The organism is Methylopila sp. 73B (genome assembly GCF_000526315.1).
GTDB lineage: Bacteria > Pseudomonadota > Alphaproteobacteria > Rhizobiales > Methylopilaceae > Methylopila.
In genome coordinates this window covers 1,341,796-1,361,681 of sequence record NZ_JAFV01000001.1, presented here as the reverse complement: position 1 = coordinate 1,361,681, position 19,886 = coordinate 1,341,796, and the positions used below count along the sequence as shown (strand labels likewise).

Below are 19,886 nucleotides of genomic sequence, written 5' to 3'. Positions count from 1 at the left end.
TGGTATCGAAGCCGCCTTACAGCGGCGCGCAGGCGGCCTCGAGCCACGCCGCCGTCGCCGGATCGACGAGGCGGCCGATCTCCGCCAGCACCCGGGCGTGGTAGGCGTCAAGCCAGGCGCGCTCCTCCGCCGTGAGCAGGCTTGGGACGATGGCGCGGCGGTCGATCGGGGCCAGCGTGAGGGTTTCGAAGCCGTACATCTCGCGCTCGGCGCCGGGGATCTCCCGGCGCTCGACCAACACCAGCGTCTCGGTGCGGACGCCGTAATGGCCTTCCTTGTAGTAGCCGGGCTCGTTGGAGAGGATCATGCCGGGCTCCAGCGGCGTGGTCCCGAGCTTGGAGATGCGCTGCGGGCCCTCGTGGACCGACAGGTACGACCCGACCCCGTGGCCGACGCCATGGTCGAAGTCGAGGCCGGCCTCCCACAGCGGGCGCCGCGCGTAGGCGTCGATCTGCGCGCCGGAGACGCCCTTGGGGAAGACGGCGGTCGAGATCGCGATGTGGCCCTTCAGGACGCGCGTGAACCGGTCCTTCATCTCGTCGCTGGCCTGGCCGATCACCACGGTGCGCGTGACGTCGGTGGTGCCGTCCTCGTACTGGGCGCCGCTGTCGATCAAAAAGAAACCCGGAGTTAACCGCGCGTTGCTTCCGCGCGTCACTCGGTAATGCGGCAGGGCGGCGTTTTCGCCGGCGGCCGAGATCGACGGGAACGACACGTCGCGCAGCAAGCCGGTCTCGCGCCGGAAGCTCTCCAGCGCCTCAGCCGCGCCGATTTCGTCCAGCGTCCCCTTGGGGGCCTCGGCGTCGAGCCAGGCGAGGAAGCGGCAGAGCGCCGCTCCGTCCCGGAGCTGCGCCGCCCGCGCGCCCTCGATCTCGACCTGGTTCTTCACCGCCTTGAGCTTGGCGATCGGGTCCGCGCCCCGCTGCGCCCGGGCGCCCGCGGCTTCGAGCCTCCGCACAAAGGCGGCGGCGGCGCCGGACGCGTCGACCCGCACGGTCTTGCCCGCGAGGCGACCGAGAGCGTGATCGAGGGCGGCCGGCTCCGCGACCTCGGCTTTCGCTTCAAGATCCGCCCGCACCACGTTGGAAAGCTTGCGTCCGTCGAGGAACACCGTCGCCCGCCCTTGGGCCGGAATGATGGCGAAGCCAAGCGGCAGCGGCGTGTGCGCGACGTCGGAGCCGCGGATGTTGAACGCCCAGGCGAGGGCGTGGGCGTCCGTCACCAGCAGCGCGTCGGCGCGCGCCGCGGCGAGTTCGTCGGCGATCCGACCGAGCTTGCTGTCGACCGTTTCGCCTGCGAAGGCCGGATCATGGAGCGCCACCGGCGCCAAGGGCGGGGCGGGGCGGTCGGTCCAGATCGCGTCGACCGGGTTCTCCTCGACCGCGACCAGCGCCGCGCCGGCGTGGTCGGCGGCTTTCTCCAGCCGCTCGATCCCCTCGATCGTGTGGAGCATCGGGTCGTAGCCGATGCGGGCGCCGGACGTGAGGTTGCGCTTCAGCCACTCGGTCGGCGGCGTGTCGCCGACGTTCACCGCGGCGAAGACCGACGCGTCGACCTGCGTCCGCGCCTGCACGGTGTAGCGTCCGTCCACGAACAGCGCGGCGCGGTCGGCGAGCACGACGACGAAACCGTAGGAGCCGGTGAATCCCGTGAGCCACGCCACGCGCTCGGCGGAGGGCGGCAGGTATTCGTTCTGATGCTCATCGGCCCGGGGCAGCAGGAAGCCGTCGAGCTTCTGCGTCGCGAGCCTCGCCCGAAGCGCCGCAAGCCGCGGCGCGCCCTGGGACGGGTCGGAGGTCTCGTCGAAGGTCTGGAACTTCGCCTCGAACATCGAATCTGTCCCGTAAACATTTCACGCGCGTGACCGCCGAGGGGCAGGGTCGCCGACGGTCAAGTCGACCTTATACGCCGGTACTCGTCCAGGGCGTCCGGATCGATCTCGACTTCGAGGTCGAGATTGTCAGGGTGGGTGTTGGAGCCTCGCTTCTTGACGTCCGAGACCCAATACACGTCGCCCGTAATAACATCGAAGCAGTTGCCGCGGGGCACGACGCCCTTCTGCAGCATCAGCCCGCGGTAGTAGATCGTCTGGCCTGTCTTCGAAAACTCGACCCAGCCGATCCGGGCCGCCACGCCCTCGATGGTTCCGCTCTTGCTCTCGACGTACATGACGCGGCGTTCGGGACCGCGCTTCGGCTTGGCGCTCATCTCAGGCCTCGCGTCCGAGGCGAAAGCGCATCGCCGGCGAGAAGGCGGCTCATGCCTTGAGCATCAGCGTCGACCAGCCTTCGAGCTGGCGCGAGGCGATCAGCTCGAGACCCTCCGCCGCATAGGCCGCGAGAACGCGGTCCTCCTCGTGGTTCATCAAGCCCGACAGCACCACGCGGCCGTCGGCGGCCAGGTGACGCTTCACGTCGGGGGCGAGCTCCACCAACGGGCCCGCGAGAATGTTGGCGACGATCAGGTCGAACGGGCCGCGCTCGGCGAAGACCGAATGATCGAAACTGGTGGCGTGGATGGATTCCACGAAGGCGCCGGCCCTGTTCGCCTCGGCGTTCTCGCCGGCGATGCGCGCGGAGGTCTCGTCGATGTCGGTCGCGAGCACCGGCGCCTGTTGGGCCAGACCGATGGCGATCGCCAGCACGCCGGTGCCGGAGCCGAGGTCGAGCACGCGCTCGAACCGGCGCTCCGTCAGCAACTCGTCGATCGCGAGCAGGCAGCCGCGGGTGGTGCCGTGGTGGCCGGTGCCGAAAGCCAGCGCAGCCTCGATCTCGATGCCGATCACGTCCGCCGGGATCTTGTCGCGGTCGTGGGACCCGTGGACCACGAAGCGGCCGGCCGGCACGGGCGCGAGCCCCGCGAGGCTTTTCGCCACCCAGTCGGCCTCCTCGACGGCGTCGGCTTCGATGCGCAGGCCGGCGCTCTCCGGCCCGAGCGCCTCACGCAGGGCGGCGGCCAGCTCCTCGGCGGTGGCTTCCGGGCCGCCGTAGACCTCGACCGTCCAGTCGTCCTTGGTCACCTCGAACGCGGCGATGGAGGCCTCGCCAAACGGGAAGGCTTCTTCCAGCACGTCCGCGACGCGCTTGGCGGTCGCTTCGTCGAGACGGAGGCGGACGAGGGGCGTGGACATGGGAAAGGAAACCTTCAGCGGCGTTGCGCGGAACCTCGACGGCGGGTCCCGGCCTTGTGCGGGGAGCCATAGCGGGTCCGCCCGTGGAGGGGAACCTGTCTGATCCCCGCCGATGCGCCGGACGTCGGCGTTCGTGGCTGTGCGGAGCGTTTCCCGCCTCCTCAGATGCGGGCGAGCAGCTCGATCTTCTTCGCCTGGAACTCGTCCTCGGTGAGCGCGCCCGCGTCCTTGAGCGCCGCGAGCTTGCGGATGAGCTCGATCGGGTCGCCGCTCTCGACGTTCTGACGCGGATTGGGAGCGCGCGCCTCTTCTGGTTGCGCGGGCGCCACCGGAGCGGAGTTCGGCTCCTCCATGAACGTCTGCAAGGCCCCTGGCTGTTGCTGCTGCTGCCAGCCGCCCGACGACTTGGGCGTGGGTTCCGGCGCGGCGGTCGTCTGGGCGTCGACCTCCTGGAGGTCGTGCACGCCGATCGAGCCGCGGTCGGTTGAGAAGCTCAGGCTGTCGCCGCCGCCCTGCTGCTGGCCGGCGCCGCCGATGTTGTTGTCCCTGGTGTCGTAGATCCGAACCCGGCCGTCGCGCTCGATCGCGAGCCGGCGCATGGCCGGGAACACCGCGTAGCGCCGTCCGTTCTGCGCGCCGGTGGCGGAAGGCGCGCCGAGCTCCTCGGGCCACCAGTTCGCAAAACCCGCGGAGGACTGGCCGGGGGCGGGCCGTCGGGCCGGGATCGCGCCGCCGGCCATCGCGGCGGCGAGGTCGTCGGCGAGGGCGCCGACCCGGGCCTTCAGGCCGTTGTTGAACATGTCGCCGATCATCAGCATGCCGCCGCGCGACCACTGGCCCATGCCGCCGAGCTCGTGATGGCTGAACTGCGCCATCGCGCCGGCGCCGGCCTCCAGCGCCGCGACCATGGCCTGGCCCGCTTCAAGGCCGAAGCCGTGGCGCTGCGCGATCTCCGCGATCACGCGTGTTCCTTCGTCGGTCGGCGACGTCTGCATGATCCGCTTCCTTTGGTGCGATCGGGACCCCGCGGGCGAACGGCGATCGTCGAGGTGAATTAGGCAGCCTTCACGAAGCTGTCCACCACGCGCTTGTGGCCGGCCTTGTCGAAGGCCACGGTGAGCTTGTTGCCGTCGACCTCAACCACCGTGCCGTTGCCGAACTTCTGGTGGAACACGCGCGCGCCCTTGCCGAAGCCGGCGGACTTCGCGGTGGAGGAGGCGACGAGTTCGCCCTCGATCGTCATCGGCCCGCTGCGGCGGGCGCCGGGGCCGGGGGAGGCGGGGCCGCGGTTTTCCTGCGCGCGGCGCCAGCCGGGCGTGTCGTAGGTCGACTTGAACGGCTCGGCACGGTCGAAGCGGCTCGCGCCGTAGGATCCGCCCATCCCGCCGCTTCCGCCGCCGAATGTGGCGGGCGCTTCGATTACGTCGACGTCGGCCTCGGGCAGCTCGTCCAGGAAGCGGGAGGGGAGCGAGGACTGCCACATGCCGTGGATGCGGCGGTTGGAGGCGAACCACACCTTCGCCCGCCGGCGCGCCCGGGTGACGCCCACATAGGCGAGGCGGCGCTCCTCCTCGAGGCCCGCGCGGCCGCTCTCGTCGAGCGAGCGCTGATGGGGGAACAGACCCTCCTCCCAGCCGGGCAGGAAGACCGTGTCGTATTCCAGCCCCTTGGCGGCGTGGAGCGTCATGATGGTGACGGCGTCCTCGCCCGGGCCGCGGTCGGCGTCCATGACAAGCGAGACGTGCTCCAGGAAGCCGCGCAGGTTCTCGAACGGCTCCATGGAGCGCACCAGCTCCTTCAGGTTCTCCAGCCGCCCCTGCGCCTCCGCCGAGCGGTCCTTCGTCCACATGTCGGTGTAGCCGCTCTCCTCCAGCACCTGTTCGGCGAGCGCGGTGTGGGGGATCTTGTCGATGAGCCCGGACCAGCGGTCGAAGCACTGCACCAGCTCCTTCAGCGTGGAGCGCGGCTTTGGCTTCAGGTCCGGCCCGTCGAGCAGGCGGCGCGCGGCCTCCAGCAGCGGCACCTCCTCGGCGCGCGACAGGTCGACGATCTGCTTCAGCGCCGCGTCGCCAAGGCCGCGCTTCGGCGTGTTGTAGATGCGCTCGAAGGCGAGGCCGTCCGCCGGACTCGCGACCACGCGCAGATAGGCGAGGGCGTCGCGGATCTCGGCGCGCTCGTAGAAGCGCGGGCCGCCGACGACGCGGTAGGGCAGGCCGAGCGTGATGAAGCGCTCCTCGAACTCGCGCATCTGGAACGACGCGCGCACGAGGATCGCGATCTCGTCGAGCTTGTGGCCCTTGGTCTGCAGCGCCTCGATCTCGTCGCCGATCTGGCGCGCCTCCTCGCCGGAGTCCCAGGCGCCGGCGACGGTGACCTTCTCGCCGAGTTCAGTCTGCGGCCGCAGCGTCTTGCCGAGGCGGCCCTGGTTGTGGGCGATGAGATGCGAGGCGGCGTTGAGGATATGGCCGGTCGAGCGGTAGTTGCGCTCGAGCCGCACGACCTTCGCGCCCGGAAAATCCTTCTCGAACCGCAGGATGTTCTCCACCTCGGCACCGCGCCAGCCGTAGATCGACTGGTCGTCGTCGCCGACGCAGGCGAGGTTGGAGGAGCCCTTCGCCAGCAGCCGGAGCCAGAGGTACTGGGCGACGTTGGTGTCCTGGTACTCGTCCACCAGCATGTATTTGAAGCGGCGGTGGTACTGCTCCAGCACGTCCGGATGCTCCCGGAACAGCCGGATCGGCTCCAGCAGCAGGTCGCCGAAATCGACCGCGTTCAGCTGGCGCAGGCGCGCCTGGTAGATGGCGTAGAGTTCGGCCCCGCGGCCGGCGGCGAAGCTCTGGGCCTCGCCCGCCGGCACGTCCTTCGGCGCCAGCGCCCGGTTCTTCCAGCCGTCGATGGCGAAGGCGAGCTGGCGCGCGGGCCAGCGCTTGTCGTCGATGTTCTCGGCGGAGAGCACCTGTTTCAGCAGGCGGATCTGATCGTCGGTGTCGAGGATCGTGAAGCTCGACGACAGGCCGGCGAGCTCGGCGTGGCGGCGCAGGATGCGGGTGCCGATGGAGTGGAAGGTGCCGAGCCACTGCATGCCTTCCGCGGCTTCGCCCAGCAGCTTGCCCACACGCTCGCGCATCTCGCGCGCGGCCTTGTTGGTGAAGGTGACAGAGAGAATCTCGAACGGCCGCGCCTTGCCCAGCGCCAGGATGTGCGCGATGCGCGTGGTCAGCACGCGGGTCTTGCCGGTGCCGGCGCCGGCGAGCACCAGCAGCGGGCCGTCGAGCGTCTCGACCGCTTCGCGCTGCTCGGGGTTGAGCCCCTGGAAGTAATCCGGCGCTGCGACCGGACGCAGCCCGGCGGCAGCGCGCGCGGCGATGCCCCCGGCGCGCGGCGCAGGCAGCGTCAGGTCGTCGTCCGGATGGCGGGCGTTCTGGTCAGGCAAAGGATCTGCAGGCTCCTGGAGGGCGAGGCCGGCCGCGGCGCGCGAGCCGCGGCGACTCAATCGCCATAGGAGAACAAAATGGCGCCGTCGGGTCCGGATTGCGAGGGCGCAGCGCCGTCCCGGCCGTCGGCGGGTCGCGCGCGTGGGGCGGACCGTCGGCTCAAAAGAGGTACGAAGAAACCGCCCGGTAGTGTTGTCGGTCGATAAGTTAAACGACGACGGAACCTCAAGTGCGGATCGGCGTTATTGAGCGGGCGGACAAGAGGAGGAAAGACATTATGCGGATCAGCACTTTGGCTCTGGCTGTCGCGCTTGCTACGGCTCCTGCTGCGGCGTTCGCGGCTGAAGGCACGGCGGCGGGCATCGCAGGCGGCGCAGCGACGGGCGCGGTCCTCGGCGGTCCGGTCGGCGCGGTGGCCGGCGGCGTGGCCGGCGGCGTAATCGGCACCCTGGCGTCCCCGCCGGAGCGCGTGAAGACCTATGTCGTGCAGGAGCAGCGTCCCTCGGTCGTCTACGAGGGCGACGTGGTGGTGGGCAAGCCGGTGCCGCAGACCGTCGAGGTCTATCGCGTGCCGGACAGCGACTACAGCTACACCGTGATCAACCAGAAGCGGTACATCGTCGACAGCGACCGTAAGGTCGTCGAAGTCGTCGACTGAACCGATCAGTCCCTCCGCGGGATCGGAAAAAAGGCTCCGCAGCCACGCTGCGGAGCCTTTTTTGTTAGCGCCTCCGGCGACCTCAGCCTTAGCGCTGCATGCCGACACGGCGGCCGAGCCAGTCCAGCTTCGCGGCCTCCGACCGATGGCTCTCGATCATGGCGGCGATCGCCGGCCGCACCGCGTGGGCGAAGGGCGCCACGCGACGGGTTGCGAGCGACACCGACAGCGTCACGCCTTCGACGGTCGTGGTCACGGCTTCGTCGGACTCGCGGCGCAACTCCACCGCCCATCGAACCCGCTTCGCGTCGGCCTCGATAAACACCACCCGCCCGCGCATGACGTCGCCGAAGTTGATCTCGTTGAGGTAGCGGACGTGCATCTCGCCGGCGAAGGTCGAAAGGCCGAGGTCCTGGACGTAGGCCGCATCAACCCCGAACGCCGCGAAGGCGAGGTCGAGCGCCTGATCGACCAGCACCAGATGGTAGGCCATGTTCACGTGGCCGTTGTGGTCGAGGTAGGAGCGCTCGATCGGCAGGGGGTCGGTGATGAAGGCGGCGTCGGTCATCGTCCGATCTCCGTTCAGCGCAGCCGGACATAGCGCAGCGCTACGCTGTTCGCGCCCTGGGTGGCGCCCTTGAGCCCGAAGTCGCGCAGCGGAATGCCGCTTCCTTCCGCGAGCGCGGGGCCTTCGCCGAGGATCGTCGGGACGAGCGTCAGGACGATCTCGTCCACCAGGTCGTCGTCGAAGAACGCGCCCGCCAGCCGGCCGCCGCCGGCAAGCCAGACCCGGCCGCTTCCCGCGGCGTCCAGCGCTTCCGCAAGCTCGCGCGGGCTGCCGGCGAAGGCTTCGACCTCAGCGCCGTTCATCGGAGCGATCCGGTCCTTACGCGTCATCACGATGGTGCGCCGGTCGCCGTAGGGCCAGCCGTCGGCGTCGCCCGCCAGGATCGCGGCCTGCAGCACGGCGAAGGTCTTCGCGCCCATGACGATCGCGTCCACCGTGTCGAAGAACGGCTCGAACGCGTCGGCGCCGTAGCTCTCCGGCTCAGCGAGCGCTTCGAGAAACGCCAGCGCGTCGCCTGGGCCTGCGAGTCGGCCGTCGAGGCTGGCGGCGGCGTAGTAGATGATGTGGGGCACGCAAGGACGCTCCGGGGGCGCCACGGGGACGGTGGCGGGGGAAGTCTGCTAGACTTTCGGCAAACATGGATCCGGCGACTCTGAGCCGGACCAGCGACCGGGAAGGACATCGCCGAACATGCCCGCTACTGCAACCTCCGGCGCCCTGCGGCCCGAGAGTTTCGCGCTTCAGACCGTGCTCGAGACCCTCTCTGACAGGTTCGGCGATCGCTTCTCGACCTCGCGCGCCGTGCGAGAACAGCATGCCAATACCCTGACATGGATCGAGAACCAGCCGCCGGACGGAGTCGTGTTTCCCGAGACCACCGAGGAGGTCGCCGGAATCGTGCGGCTCTGCGCCGCGCATGGCGTTCCGGTGGTGCCGTTCGGGATCGGCTCGTCGTTCGAGGGCCACGTGAACGCCCCGCTTGGCGGAATCTCGATCTCGACTGCGCGCATGAACGCGGTGGTCGCCGTGCATCCCGAAGACCTCGATGTTGTCGTGCAGCCCGGCGTCACCCGCAAGCAGTTGAACGAGGCGCTGCGCGACCAAGGCCTGTTCTTTCCGATCGATCCCGGCGCGGACGCGAGCCTCGGCGGCATGGCCTCGACCCGCGCCTCCGGCACCAACGCGGTGCGTTACGGCACCATGAAGGACAATGTTCTGGCGCTGACCGCGGTGCTGCCCTCCGGCGAGGTCATCCGCACCGGCGGGCGGGCCAAGAAATCCTCCTCCGGCTACGACCTCACGCGCCTGCTCGTGGGCGCCGAAGGCACGCTCGGCGTCATCACCGAGCTGACGCTCCGCCTGCAGGGCATCCCCGAGGCGATCTCGGCCGGCGTCTGTCCGTTCCCGAGCGTGGAGGCGGCCTGCGACGCGACCATCATGACGATCCAGTCCGGCCTGCCGGTGGCCCGCATCGAACTGTTGGACGAGGTCCAAGTGCGCGCGGCGAACGCCTATTCGAAGCTCTCCCTCGTCGAGACGCCGACGCTGTTCCTCGAGTTTCACGGCACCGACGCCAGCGTGAAGGAACAGGCGGAGCGCTTCGGGGAGATCGCCGAAGAGTTCGGCGGCGGGCCGTTCGACTGGGCGACCAAGGCGGAGGACCGGAACAAGCTGTGGCAGGCGCGGCACGACTCGTTCTGGGCCGCGCTGGCGCTTCGGCCGGGGGCGAAAAGCGTGCCGACGGACGTCTGCGTGCCGATCTCGCGGCTGGCCGAATGCGTGGCCGAGACCAAGCGCGATCTGGCGGCGAGCGGCATCGTCTCGCCGATCGTCGGCCACGTCGGCGACGGCAATTTCCATTGCCAGCCGCTGGTCGACATGGACGATCCCGCGGACGTCGCGACCTGCAAGGCGTTCCTCGCCCGGCTGGTGGAGCGCGCGATCGCCATGGGAGGCACCTGCTCCGGCGAGCATGGCGTGGGCCAGGCCAAGATGAAGTATCTCGAGGCCGAGCACGGGGCCGTGGCCCTTGCGGCGATGCGGGCCATCAAGCACGCGCTCGACCCGCAAAACATCATGAATCCTGGAAAGATCGTGACTGTGTAAGCCCTTCGCGGGCCTATAGAGTGCGATGCGGCGCGCCGGCCTCCCGCCCGGTTGGCGTGTCCGCGGCCGGATCAGGCCGCGTCGGGGGATGGGGCGAAGAAACGGCGGTCTCTGGTGAACAATGCGCTGACGGGTCTCGGCCTTGCGCTCGTGCTTGCGCTCGTCGCGGCGCTGATTGGCCCGTGGTTCATCGACTGGAACGCCTATCGCGACGACTTCGCGGCGCAGGCGAGCGCGCTGGTGGGCGCGCCGGTGACCGTCTCCGGCGACGTCGACGCGCGGCTGCTGCCGAGCCCCTACGTCCGGTTTCGCGGTGTTGCGGCGGGGGTGGGCGACGCCCGGCTCGAAGCCTCCGAGATCGAGATCACGCTCGCCATCGGCCCGTTGCTGAGGGGCGAGGCGAAGGCCGAGCGCCTCAAGCTCGTGCGCCCCGTGCTGAACCTGGCTTCCAACGCCGACGGCGTTCTGACGACGCCCTTCGGCGCCGGCGCGCGGGGCGCTCGCGATGCGGACCGCATCTCCTTCGACCGGGCGGAGATCGTCGACGGCGCCCTTCGCCTCGCGACGCCTTCGGGGCGGCTGACGCTGACAAACATCGACGGCGTGGCGGAGGCGGGCTCGCTGCGCGGGCCGTTCCGCTTCGAGGGCGCAGCGACGACCACGTCGGGCCAAGCCGCGGTTCGGCTCTCGACCGCGAAGGCGGACGATTTCGGCGTGATTCGGCTGAAGCTTGCGGCGTCCCTGGACGGACGTCCCGAGACCTTCGACCTCGACGGCGCGCTGACGATCGCCGCCAAGCCGCATTTCGAAGGCCAAGTGGCCGCCGCGCGACCGGAGACGAAGTCGGAACCGAAGGACGGCAAGACGACGATCGATGCGGGGTCGTGGCGGCTCACGGCGAAGGTCGCAGGCGACGCGGCGCGCCTTGCCTTCGACTCGATCGACGCGGCCTACGGCCCGGAGGAACGCGGCCTGCGTCTCGCCGGGAAGGGCGCCCTGATCCTCGGCGCGACGCCGCGCGTGGACCTCGCGGTCGGGGCGCGCCAGCTCGACCTCGATCGCTTCGCCGGCGCCGATCGACCCAAGACGCCGCTTGGCGTGATCGAGTGGATCGCAGGGCAGTTCGCCGGCGCAGCGCGGCAGCCGCTGCCCGGACGCATCGCGATCGACGTCGGTGGGGTCGTCCTCGCCGGCGACGTCGCCCGCAATCTCTCCGCCGAGCTGGTGGCGAACGAAGACGTCTGGCGGGTCGCTCGCGCGTCCGTGTGGCTCCCCGGCGACGCGAGTCTCGCGGCGTCAGGCGCGCTGGTGTTCGTGGACCGAGAGCCGGGCTTCGCCGGCAAGGTCGATTTCACGGCCGGCGACGTCGCGAGCCTTCGCCGCTGGCTGCAAGGCGGCGCCGGGGAGGGCGCGCGGACCGCCGTTCGCCGCCTGTCCGTCAAGGGCGACGTTAGCGCGCGGATGGGCGGACTGGCGGTCGACAACGCGCGGATCGAAGGCGACGGCGCGGTCACCTCGGGGCGTCTCGCTTGGCGCGCGGCGGAGGAGGGTGAGCGCGCCGCCCTGGAAGCGCGGCTGACGGCCGACAAGCTCGACTTGGACGCGCTCGGCGCGGATCGGCTCGTCGCCGGACTGATCCGCGGAGCCGACACCGACGTCGCCGTGACGCTTGACGCGAAGGCGCTGACGCTGCTCGGCGTCTCGCTGCGAGACGTCGCGCTGGACGCGGCGCTGGACGCGGACGGCTTCGAGGTGCGGCGGCTCGCCGTGGCCGATGCAGGCGGCGCGAAACTCTCCGGGCAAGGACGCATCGGCGCGGGCGCCGAGGGGCCGGAGGGCCGGCTCGCCTTCGACGTCGACGCGCAGCGGCTTGACGGGCTCATCGCCTTCGCGCGCGCGGTCGACGGCGCCGGCGGGGCGGCCGACGTGCTGGCCCGCCGCGCGGCGGCGCTGCAGCCGGCGAAAGCCACCGTCGAGCTCACCACCGGCGCGGCCGGGCACCGCGTCACGGCGCGCGGAAACGCCGCCGGCGGGGCCTTCGAGGCGCGGCTCTCGACGCCACGCTTCGCGCTCGACGCGGACATGGACATGGCGCTTGACCTCGGTTCGCCCGACGGACGACGCCTCGCGGCTCTTGTCGGTCTGACGACGAGTCCTGTCGCGGCCGCGGAGGGTGGGCGGCTGACGCTGGCGCTCAAGGGGGCGCCTGCTCGCGGCATGACGGGCGACGCGCGCTTCGCAGCGCTCGGCCTCGACCTCGCCGCCAAGGGCGACGTGACGCTCGCGCCTGTCGTGGGACTGTCCGCGGCGGCTGACGTGACGCTCAAATCGCCGGATATCGCCGCCTTCGCCGAAGCTCTGGGGCGCCTGACGCCCGGCGTGGCGCCGTCGATGCCGGTCGACCTTGCAGCCCGCGTCGCGGTGACCGCGGATCAGGCGGCGATCGAAAACCTCGCCGGCTCGATCGCCGGTCGCGCCGTGTCCGGCCGACTCCTCGCGCCGTTCGATCCGAAGGCCGCCTTCGAGGGCGAGGCCGCCGTGGACGAAGCGCCCGCCGCGGCGCTCCTGGCGCTGGGCCTCTCGCCGGAAGGCCTGACCGCGGGACCGACAGGCGTTCGTTCGGTCTGGCCGTCCGCCGCCTTCGGCCCCTCGCCGCTGCGCGGGCTGAACGGGCGGATCGCGGTGTCGGCGCGGCGCATGCCGCTGGGCTTGGCGGAGCCTGCGACCGATGTGCGCTTCATCCTGGCGCTGCGTCCGAACGCGACGTCCGTGGAGCGGTTCTCCGCCAATCTCGCCGGCGGGGGCGTCACCGGTTCGCTCGATCTCTCCCGCCCGGGCCTCGAGGCGACGCTTGCGGTTAAGGCCGCGGCGAAGGATGTGCGTCTGGAGAGGCTCACGGGCCAAGGCGTCGCGTCCAAGCTCATCGGCGCGATCGAAGGAACGGTGGAGGCGCAGGGTTCCGGCCGCAGCCTCTCGGCGATCATGGCGAGCTTCGCCGGCGCGGGATCCGCGACGCTGCGCTCGGCGGCCATCCGTAGCCTCGACGCCGCCGCGCTCGACGCGGTCGAGCCGATGATCGAGCAGGGGCTTCCGCTCGAAGCGCCGAAGATCGCAGGCGCGCTGGAGCCGCTGATCGGCCGGGCCGATTTCACGGCGCCGCGCCTCGGCGCGCCCTTCACCATCTCGGGCGGCGTGCTGCGCTCCGGCGCCATCGTCGACGAGGGCGTGGCCGCGCGGCTCGGCGGCGGCGTCTCGATCGATCTGTCGCGGCTCACTCTGGACGCCGCGCTGACGCTGGGCCCCCGGCGGGCGGACGCTCCGCAGCTCGGCGTCGCGTTCCAGGGCTCGCTCGCCGCGCCGCGCCGAAAGCTGGACGCGACCGCGCTGACGAGCTGGCTTTCGGTTCGGGCCGTCGAGCGTGAGACGCAGCGGATCGAGGCGATGGAAGCCGAGATCCAGCAGAGAGCCCGGCTCGCGCGCGAACGCGCCGCAGCGGAGGATCGCCGTCGAGCCGAGGAGAAACGGGTCGCGGACGAGAAGCGGAAAGCGGACGAAGAGCGCCTGAAGGCGCAGCAGCTTGCGCCGTCTCAGCCGACGCTGCCGCCGACGTTCGACCTGGCCCCGCCGACCGAGGGCGAAACGCAGGGCGGTCGCTGACGAGCTAGCTCTTGATCGCGCCGAGCGCGCCGGAGCGGCGGCGGTAGTGGTCGAGCACGTGCAGCCGAACGGCGGACGACAGGTTGCCGCCCGTTCGGCTGGCGTCGATCTCAGCGACGAGGCCGCGAAGCGACTGCCCGCGCTCGCGCGCGATATCCTTCAGCGCGTGCCAGAAGGCGTCTTCGAGGCTCACGCTCGTCTTATGCCCGGCGACCACGATCGATCGCTTGACGATGTCAGGGTTGATGACGTTCGCGATCGCTTCGGGCATCTCGCGGACGATCTCGTTCACGACGATGCCGTCCGAGGTCGGGATGCCGATGGTCAAGTTCTCAATGCGGCTCATTGCTCCGCGTCGCCCCCGTTGTCGCGACGATGGCCGTCGAGAAGCCGTTCCGCCTGAGCGCGGCGAGCCTCCTCGGCGACCTGTTCGTCCTTCCGCCGGCCGAAGCGGACGCGGTTCTCGGCGGCTTGCGCCGACCTGTCCTCACGTTCCCGCCGCTTGCGCGCCTGGCGCAGATTTACGATCTCAGCCATTCCGGGAGAGGTGTTTACACGGCTGCGAACAGGAAATCGAGACCCGAGGGCCTCAGCTCGGTCGGATCATCGTTTCCGGACGCACCACGGCGTCGAACTCCTCCGCCGTGACGAAGCCCAGCTTGACCGCCTCTTCGCGGAGCGTGGTGCCGTTCTTGTGCGCCGTCTTCGCGACCTTAGTGGCGTTGTCGTAGCCGATCGTCGGCGCGAGGGCGGTGACAAGCATGAGCGACCGGCCCATCAGGTCGGCGATGCGCGTCTCGTCCGCCTCGATCCCGACGACGCAGTTGTCGGCGAAGCTGACGCTGGCGTCCGCGATCAGGCGGATCGACTGGAGCATGTTGTAGGCCATCACCGGCTTGAACACGTTCAGCTCGAAATGCCCCTGGCTGCCGGCGAAGGTCACCGCCGCGTTGTTGCCGAACACCTGGGCGCAGACCATCGTCAGGGCCTCGCACTGGGTCGGGTTCACCTTCCCCGGCATGATCGACGAGCCGGGCTCATTCTCGGGAAGAATCAGTTCGCCGAGGCCGGACCGCGGTCCCGATCCCAGGAACCGGATGTCGTTCGCGATCTTGAACAGGCCGGCGGCGATCGAGTTCAGGGCGCCGTGGGCGTAGACGTAGGCGTCGTGGGCGGCGAGCGCCTCGAACTTGTTCGGCGCGGTCACGAACGGCAGGCCGGTGATCTCGGCCGCCTTCTCCGCGAACGTCTCGGCGAAGCCGATCTTGGCGTTGATGCCGGTGCCGACGGCGGTGCCGCCCTGGGCCAGCGGCAGCAGGTGCTTGAGGCCTTCCTTCGCCCGGACGACGCCGAGCCGCACCTGCGCGACGTAACCGGAGAACTCCTGCCCCAGCGTCAGCGGCGTCGCGTCCTGGGTGTGGGTGCGGCCGATCTTGATGATGTGCTCGAACGCCGTCGCCTTGGCGTCCAGCGCGCGCTCGAGGTGTTCGAGCGCGGGAACGAGCCGGTTCTGGATCTCCTCGGCCGCCGCGATGTGCATCGCCGTCGGAAAGGTGTCGTTCGACGACTGGCTCATGTTGACGTGGTCGTTCGGGTGCACCGGCTTTTTCGAGCCGAGCTGGCCGCCGAGCATCTCGATCGCGCGGTTCGAGATGACCTCGTTCGCGTTCATGTTGGACTGGGTGCCGGAGCCGGTCTGCCAGACCACCAGGGGGAAGTGCTCGTCGAACTTGCCGTCGATCACCTCCTGGGCGGCGCCTGCGATCGCGCCGGCGAACTCCGGCTTCAGGACCCCGAGCTCCTCGTTGGCGAGGGCGGCCGCGCGCTTCACGACGCCCAGCGCGCGGACCAGAGGCTTCGGCATGGTCTCGCCGCCGATCTTGAAGTTCTGAAGCGAGCGCTGGGTCTGCGCGCCCCAGTACTTGTCCGAAGGGACCTCGAGCGGCCCGAAGCTGTCGGTTTCGGTGCGGGTCGCGGTCATCGGCTGCGCTCTCGGATCAGGAGGGGAAGGACACGGCGCGGATGCTGCGTCGCAGCGGCGTCCTTACCATGCAGCTTCCCGCTCCGTCACGCCCGAGCGCGACGAAGAAGCGCAGTCATTTCTTGCGGAACTTGTCCAGGCTGACGACCTGCGCGCCGCCTTCGGGCGCTGCAGCCGGCGAAGTCTCTTCGGCGTCCTGCGCCGAGTCGGAGGCCGGTTCAACAGGCGTCTCGGCCTCGTCCGTTGCGACGTTCTCTACGGAGTCCGGATTGTCGAACTTGAGTCCGAACTGCACCGACGGATCATAGAATCCCACGATCGAATCGAACGGCACGCCAAGCTTCTCCGGCACGCCGCCGAACGACAGTCCGACCTCGAACCCCTGGTCGGTGACGATCAGGTCCCAGAACTGATGTTGCAGGATGACCGTCATCTCGGCGGGATAACGCTCCCGCAGACGGGTCGAGAGCTTCACGTCCGGCGCCTGCGTCCGGAACGAGATGTAGAAATGATGGTCGCCGGGCGCGCCGTCGCGCGCGACGTTCGCCAGCACCTCGCGCACCACGCCGCGCAAGGCGCGCTGGGTGAGCAGGTCGTAGCGGATGAAGTCCTGGGCGATCGGCGGCGTCTCGTTCGTCATGTTCGCTACTTAGGCGGATTCGAGCAGGGGTAAACAGCCGTCGTTCGCAGAAGCAAGCGCGATGGCCGAACGAAACGATACAGATGCAAAAAAGGGAAGTGGAGGTTTCTGTTGCCAGGTACCTCCGAACCCCGCCTAAAAGAGCTAACCCCTTAGGACTTTAGTTCGGTGTTTCAAACCGCTCACGCGGCCTGAGCAACCGGAGCATAGTTGTCGTTGGCAACTATAGATTGAGCCCGATAACGGCGGTGCCATGCCGGGGGAAAGCTCGCCCTTTACGCCCCCGTCGATCCTGTTTCGCCCCCGCCGAAACCCACCGTGAGGGGTGGGCTTGGGTGGAGGCGCCGGGTGCTGCCCCCGGGTCCGAAGGGTTTATTGCGGCGACCGTTTATCACCATAGCCGGATCGCTCCGGCCCGCCTGATATAGCCCTTGTCGCCCGGGACCGGAAGGGGGCGCCTGAGGTTTCGGGGGAAGGCCCGCCGCGGGGGCAGCCCTTACCGACCCCCAGAACAGCTGGTTTTTTAGCAAAGGTGTAATCAATCGCCCGCACAATCCGATGCATCGGATTAATGCGATTCGGGGATGGAAGCGTGCGTATCGGGACGAAGATCTTTGCGGTGATCGCAGCTCTTGGAGCGGTGGCGATCAGCGTCGCGGGCGTCAGCTACTCCACGCTCCAAGCCTACGACCAAGCGGTGGACGAAGTGCAGTCCGCATCGACGCGCGCGCTTTACAGCGAGCGCCTCAACCGGCTCGTGACCACCGTCGTGATGGACGCCCGTGGGATCTATGCGGCGGAGGACACCGCCACCGCCAAGAAGTTTGGCGAAGGCGTTATGGCGTCGCTCGACAAGATCGACGATCTCCTGAAGGCGTGGGCTCCGATCGTTCCCGCCCAGGATCAGGCCCTGTTCGACGCGGTGTCGCGCGACGCCGCCACGTTCCGCGCGTTCCGCACCGAGACGGTCCGTCTGGGATCACAGGAATCGCCGGCCGCAGCCAACGCCCAGGGCAACAACGACGGCAACCGGGCGAATCGCCGGGCATTCCAGGCCAGCATCGACGCGATGACCGAGCGCGGCCGCGCCGACGTGACCGCGGTCGACGAGCGGGTCGCGTCGCTCTACACGGAACGGCTCGCCCTTCTGCTGATCCTTTCGCTGGGCGGCACGCTCGCCGCAGTCGTCGTGGGCGGCCTGGTCGTTCAGCGCCAGATTGCGCGGCCGCTCTCGGGCGTCACTGGCGCCATCCAGCGGCTCGCGGCGGGCGACCACCGGCTGCCCGACGTCAAGCCGGGCAAGGATGAGATCGGCGACATCTGGCGGAGCATGCAGGTGTTCGCGGGCGCCATGCAGGAGGCGGCCAGCCTCCGCGAGGCCCAGGCCGAGACCGACAAGCGCCGCATCGTCGAACGCCGGACGGAGATGACGGGCCTCGCCGGCCGCTTCGAGGGCAGCGTGGGCGAACTCGTCCAGCACCTCGCCGCCGCGGCGCAGGAGATGGAGGCGACCTCGCGCAGCCTCGCGGCCAACGCCGAGCAGACCACGCGGCAGTCCAGCTCCGTGCTGACGATCGCCAGCGACGCGTCGAACAACGTCCAGGCCGTTGCGGCCGCGACCGAGGAGCTCGCAGCCTCCGCCCGCGAGATCGGCTCCCAGGTGGAGCTGACCTCCCGAGCCGCCGCCAACGCGGTCGAGAACGTCCGCCACGCTCATGAGCGCGTGGACCTGCTCGCCCGCGGCGCGCAGAAGATCGGCGAGTTCGTGAAGCTGATCCAGGACATCGCCGGCCAGACCAACCTTCTCGCGCTGAACGCCACCATCGAGGCGGCGCGGGCGGGCGAGGCCGGCCGCGGCTTCGCGGTGGTCGCCGCCGAGGTCAAGGAGCTCGCCGGCCAGACCGCTCGCGCGACGGACGAGATCACCGCCCAGATCAGCTCGATCCAGGGCGCGACCGAGGAGACAGTGAAGGCGATCGAGGAGATCGCCGGCATCATCGCCGAGGTGCACCACATCGCGAGCGGCGTCTCGGCCGCGGTCGAGGAGCAGCAGGCCGCCACGCAGGAGATTGCGCGCAACATTACGGAAGCGGCGCGCGGCACCCTGCGCGTCAGCGAGGACGTCGCCGAGATGCAGGTGGCGGCCAACGAGGCCGGCCACGGCGCCTCGCAGGTGCGCTCCGCCGCCGGCGAACTCGCGGTGCAGTCGACGCGGCTCGGCAAGGAGGTCGACGGCTTCCTCTCGGGCGTCCGCGCCGCTTAAGGCCAGAGCTGAACCTGTTGACGAAGGGCCTCGCGACGCCGTCGCGGGGCCCTTCGCATGTTAAGCTGCGCCTCAGGACGAACGACGAGCGCCGCCATGCACGCCTATCTCAGCCTTCTGCGCCGCATCCTCGACGAGGGCGTCGCCAAGGACGACCGCACCGGCACCGGCACGCTGTCGCTCTTCGGCGCGCAGATGCGCTTCGACCTGACGCAGGGCTTTCCGCTCGTCACCACGAAGAAGCTGCACCTGAAGTCGATCGTGCACGAGCTGCTCTGGTTTCTGGCCGGCGACACCAACGTCCGCTACCTGCGGGACAACGGCGTCAGCATCTGGGACGAGTGGGCCGACGAGCATGGCGACCTTGGCCCCGTCTACGGCAAGCAGTGGCGGTCGTGGGCCGCGCCGGACGGGCGGACGATCGACCAGATCGCCTGGGTGCTCGACGAGCTGAAGCGCAACCCGTCGTCCCGTCGGCTCGTCGTCTCCGCCTGGAATCCCGCGGACCTCGACGCCATGGCGCTCGCGCCCTGCCACTGCCTGTTCCAGTTCCACGTGGCGGAAGGGCGGCTCTCCTGCCAGCTCTACCAGCGCTCGGCGGACGTTTTCCTCGGAGTGCCGTTCAACATCGCCTCCTACGCGCTGCTCACTCATCTCGTGGCCCACGAGGCCGGCCTCGGAGTCGGCGACTTCGTGCACACGCTCGGCGACGCCCACCTCTATCTCAATCACCGGGAGCAGGCGCGCGAGCAGCTGGCGCGTCAGCCGCGCGCCCTGCCGAAGCTGCGCCTCAACCCGGCGGTGCGGTCGATCTTCGACATGGCCTACGACGACGTCGCCTTCGAGGGCTACGCGCCGCACCCCGCCATCAAGGCTCCGGTGGCGGTCTGAACCCATCGTCTCACGCCGTGGAGCCTCTCGTTTGAGCCTCGTCATCGCCCCGGCCGCGCCGGCTGACGCCGCGCTGGTGCTCGCCTTCGTGCGCGAGCTCGCCGAGTACGAAAACCTGCTGCACGAGGTCGAGGCGACAGAGGAGGGGCTCGCGGACGCGCTGTTCGGCGCGACCCCCCGCGTGTTCTGCGACATTGCGCGTTGGAACGGCGAGCCGGCCGGTTTCGCGCTCTGGTTCTACAACTACTCGACCTTCCGCGGCCGCCATGGGATCTATCTCGAGGATCTGTTCGTGCGGCCGGCGTTCCGCGGGGCGGGGATCGGAAAGGCGCTGATCCGGGCGCTCGCCGCGCGGTGCCGCGACGAGGGGCTGGCGCGGCTCGAGTGGTGGGTCCTGAACTGGAACGCCCCGTCGATCGCCTTCTACGAGAGCCTCGGCGCCAAGCCGATGGACGAGTGGACCGTCTACCGGCTTGCGGGCGACGCGCTGGAGCGCACGGCCACCGAGGGCTAAGCGCGGCGTCTCCATGGTCGGCCGAGCTCGGACGACGGTCGCGC

17 protein-coding genes and 1 other RNA gene are annotated in these 19,886 nt (G+C 69.8%); 6 read left to right on the top strand and 12 right to left on the bottom strand.

The window, feature by feature from the left end; translation table 11 throughout:
• Window positions 1-16: 16 nt before the first annotated feature.
• The 5 genes from K244_RS0106540 to K244_RS0106520 form a co-directional block, all read right to left on the bottom strand.
• Window positions 17-1,831, bottom strand: a complete 1,815-nt coding sequence (locus tag K244_RS0106540; RefSeq protein ID WP_020185453.1) for an aminopeptidase P family protein — start codon at window positions 1,829-1,831, stop codon at window positions 17-19.
• 59 nt (window positions 1,832-1,890) lie between these two features.
• Entirely contained in the window at window positions 1,891-2,208 is a 318-nt protein-coding gene (locus K244_RS0106535) for a hypothetical protein (RefSeq protein WP_020185452.1), read from the bottom strand.
• 49 nt (window positions 2,209-2,257) lie between these two features.
• Window positions 2,258-3,130 (bottom strand): 50S ribosomal protein L11 methyltransferase, encoded by an 873-nt coding sequence (locus K244_RS0106530; RefSeq protein ID WP_020185451.1) that lies wholly within the window; start codon window positions 3,128-3,130, stop codon window positions 2,258-2,260.
• 161 nt (window positions 3,131-3,291) lie between these two features.
• The gene (locus K244_RS0106525) at window positions 3,292-4,125 is read right to left on the bottom strand and encodes an SHOCT domain-containing protein (protein WP_020185450.1); all 834 of its coding nucleotides are present in this window, start codon (window positions 4,123-4,125) and stop codon (window positions 3,292-3,294) included.
• A gap of 59 nt (window positions 4,126-4,184) precedes the next feature.
• Window positions 4,185-6,563, bottom strand: a complete 2,379-nt coding sequence (locus K244_RS0106520) for a UvrD-helicase domain-containing protein (RefSeq protein ID WP_020185449.1) — start codon at window positions 6,561-6,563, stop codon at window positions 4,185-4,187.
• Between the two features lie 278 nt (window positions 6,564-6,841).
• Here K244_RS0106520 and K244_RS0106515 point away from each other — a divergent pair, with 278 nt between their 5' ends.
• On the top strand, window positions 6,842-7,222 hold the full coding sequence (locus tag K244_RS0106515) for a DUF1236 domain-containing protein (RefSeq protein WP_020185448.1): 381 nt from the start codon (window positions 6,842-6,844) through the stop codon (window positions 7,220-7,222).
• Window positions 7,223-7,310: 88 nt separating this feature from the next.
• Here K244_RS0106515 and K244_RS0106510 read toward each other — a convergent pair whose 3' ends face one another.
• Together K244_RS0106510 and K244_RS0106505 are read right to left on the bottom strand one after the other, a co-directional pair.
• The gene (locus tag K244_RS0106510; RefSeq protein ID WP_020185447.1) at window positions 7,311-7,790 is read right to left on the bottom strand and encodes a thioesterase family protein; all 480 of its coding nucleotides are present in this window, start codon (window positions 7,788-7,790) and stop codon (window positions 7,311-7,313) included.
• A gap of 14 nt (window positions 7,791-7,804) precedes the next feature.
• Window positions 7,805-8,362, bottom strand: coding sequence for a dihydrofolate reductase family protein (locus K244_RS0106505; protein WP_020185446.1), 558 nt, complete (start codon window positions 8,360-8,362; stop codon window positions 7,805-7,807).
• A 118-nt stretch (window positions 8,363-8,480) separates the two neighbouring features.
• On the opposite strand from K244_RS0106505, the gene K244_RS0106500 reads away from it, so the two are divergent.
• Window positions 8,481-9,896 (top strand): FAD-linked oxidase C-terminal domain-containing protein, encoded by a 1,416-nt coding sequence (locus K244_RS0106500; protein ID WP_020185445.1) that lies wholly within the window; start codon window positions 8,481-8,483, stop codon window positions 9,894-9,896.
• A 114-nt stretch (window positions 9,897-10,010) separates the two neighbouring features.
• The gene (locus K244_RS0106495; RefSeq protein WP_020185444.1) at window positions 10,011-13,553 is read left to right on the top strand and encodes an AsmA family protein; all 3,543 of its coding nucleotides are present in this window, start codon (window positions 10,011-10,013) and stop codon (window positions 13,551-13,553) included.
• Window positions 13,554-13,557: 4 nt separating this feature from the next.
• Here the strand turns inward: K244_RS0106495 and K244_RS21545 are convergent, their stop codons facing one another.
• From K244_RS21545 to ssrA, 5 genes are all read right to left on the bottom strand, one after another.
• A complete protein-coding gene (locus tag K244_RS21545; protein WP_036306317.1) occupies window positions 13,558-13,800 on the bottom strand; it encodes a ribbon-helix-helix domain-containing protein in 243 nt (80 codons plus the stop codon).
• Between the two features lie 95 nt (window positions 13,801-13,895).
• Window positions 13,896-14,090, bottom strand: a complete 195-nt coding sequence (locus K244_RS0106485) for a DUF4169 family protein (RefSeq protein WP_020185442.1) — start codon at window positions 14,088-14,090, stop codon at window positions 13,896-13,898.
• Between the two features lie 52 nt (window positions 14,091-14,142).
• A complete protein-coding gene (fumC, locus tag K244_RS0106480) occupies window positions 14,143-15,534 on the bottom strand; it encodes a class II fumarate hydratase (protein ID WP_020185441.1) in 1,392 nt (463 codons plus the stop codon).
• Between the two features lie 115 nt (window positions 15,535-15,649).
• Complete coding sequence (locus K244_RS0106475; RefSeq protein ID WP_024816352.1) at window positions 15,650-16,153, bottom strand: SspB family protein; 504 nt, start codon at window positions 16,151-16,153, stop codon at window positions 15,650-15,652.
• Window positions 16,154-16,271: 118 nt separating this feature from the next.
• Window positions 16,272-16,628: a transfer-messenger RNA gene (ssrA, locus tag K244_RS23030) on the bottom strand.
• 138 nt (window positions 16,629-16,766) lie between these two features.
• Between ssrA and K244_RS0106470 the strand changes: the two genes are divergently transcribed.
• The 3 genes from K244_RS0106470 (at window position 16,767) to K244_RS0106460 (ending at window position 19,842) form a co-directional block, all read left to right on the top strand.
• Window positions 16,767-18,437, top strand: coding sequence for a methyl-accepting chemotaxis protein (locus K244_RS0106470; RefSeq protein WP_024816351.1), 1,671 nt, complete (start codon window positions 16,767-16,769; stop codon window positions 18,435-18,437).
• A 96-nt stretch (window positions 18,438-18,533) separates the two neighbouring features.
• Window positions 18,534-19,328 (top strand): thymidylate synthase, encoded by a 795-nt coding sequence (locus K244_RS0106465; RefSeq protein WP_020185438.1) that lies wholly within the window; start codon window positions 18,534-18,536, stop codon window positions 19,326-19,328.
• A 31-nt stretch (window positions 19,329-19,359) separates the two neighbouring features.
• Window positions 19,360-19,842: a GNAT family N-acetyltransferase gene (locus K244_RS0106460; protein WP_020185437.1), complete on the top strand. Its 483-nt coding sequence runs from the start codon at window positions 19,360-19,362 to the stop codon at window positions 19,840-19,842.
• Window positions 19,843-19,886: the final 44 nt, after the last annotated feature.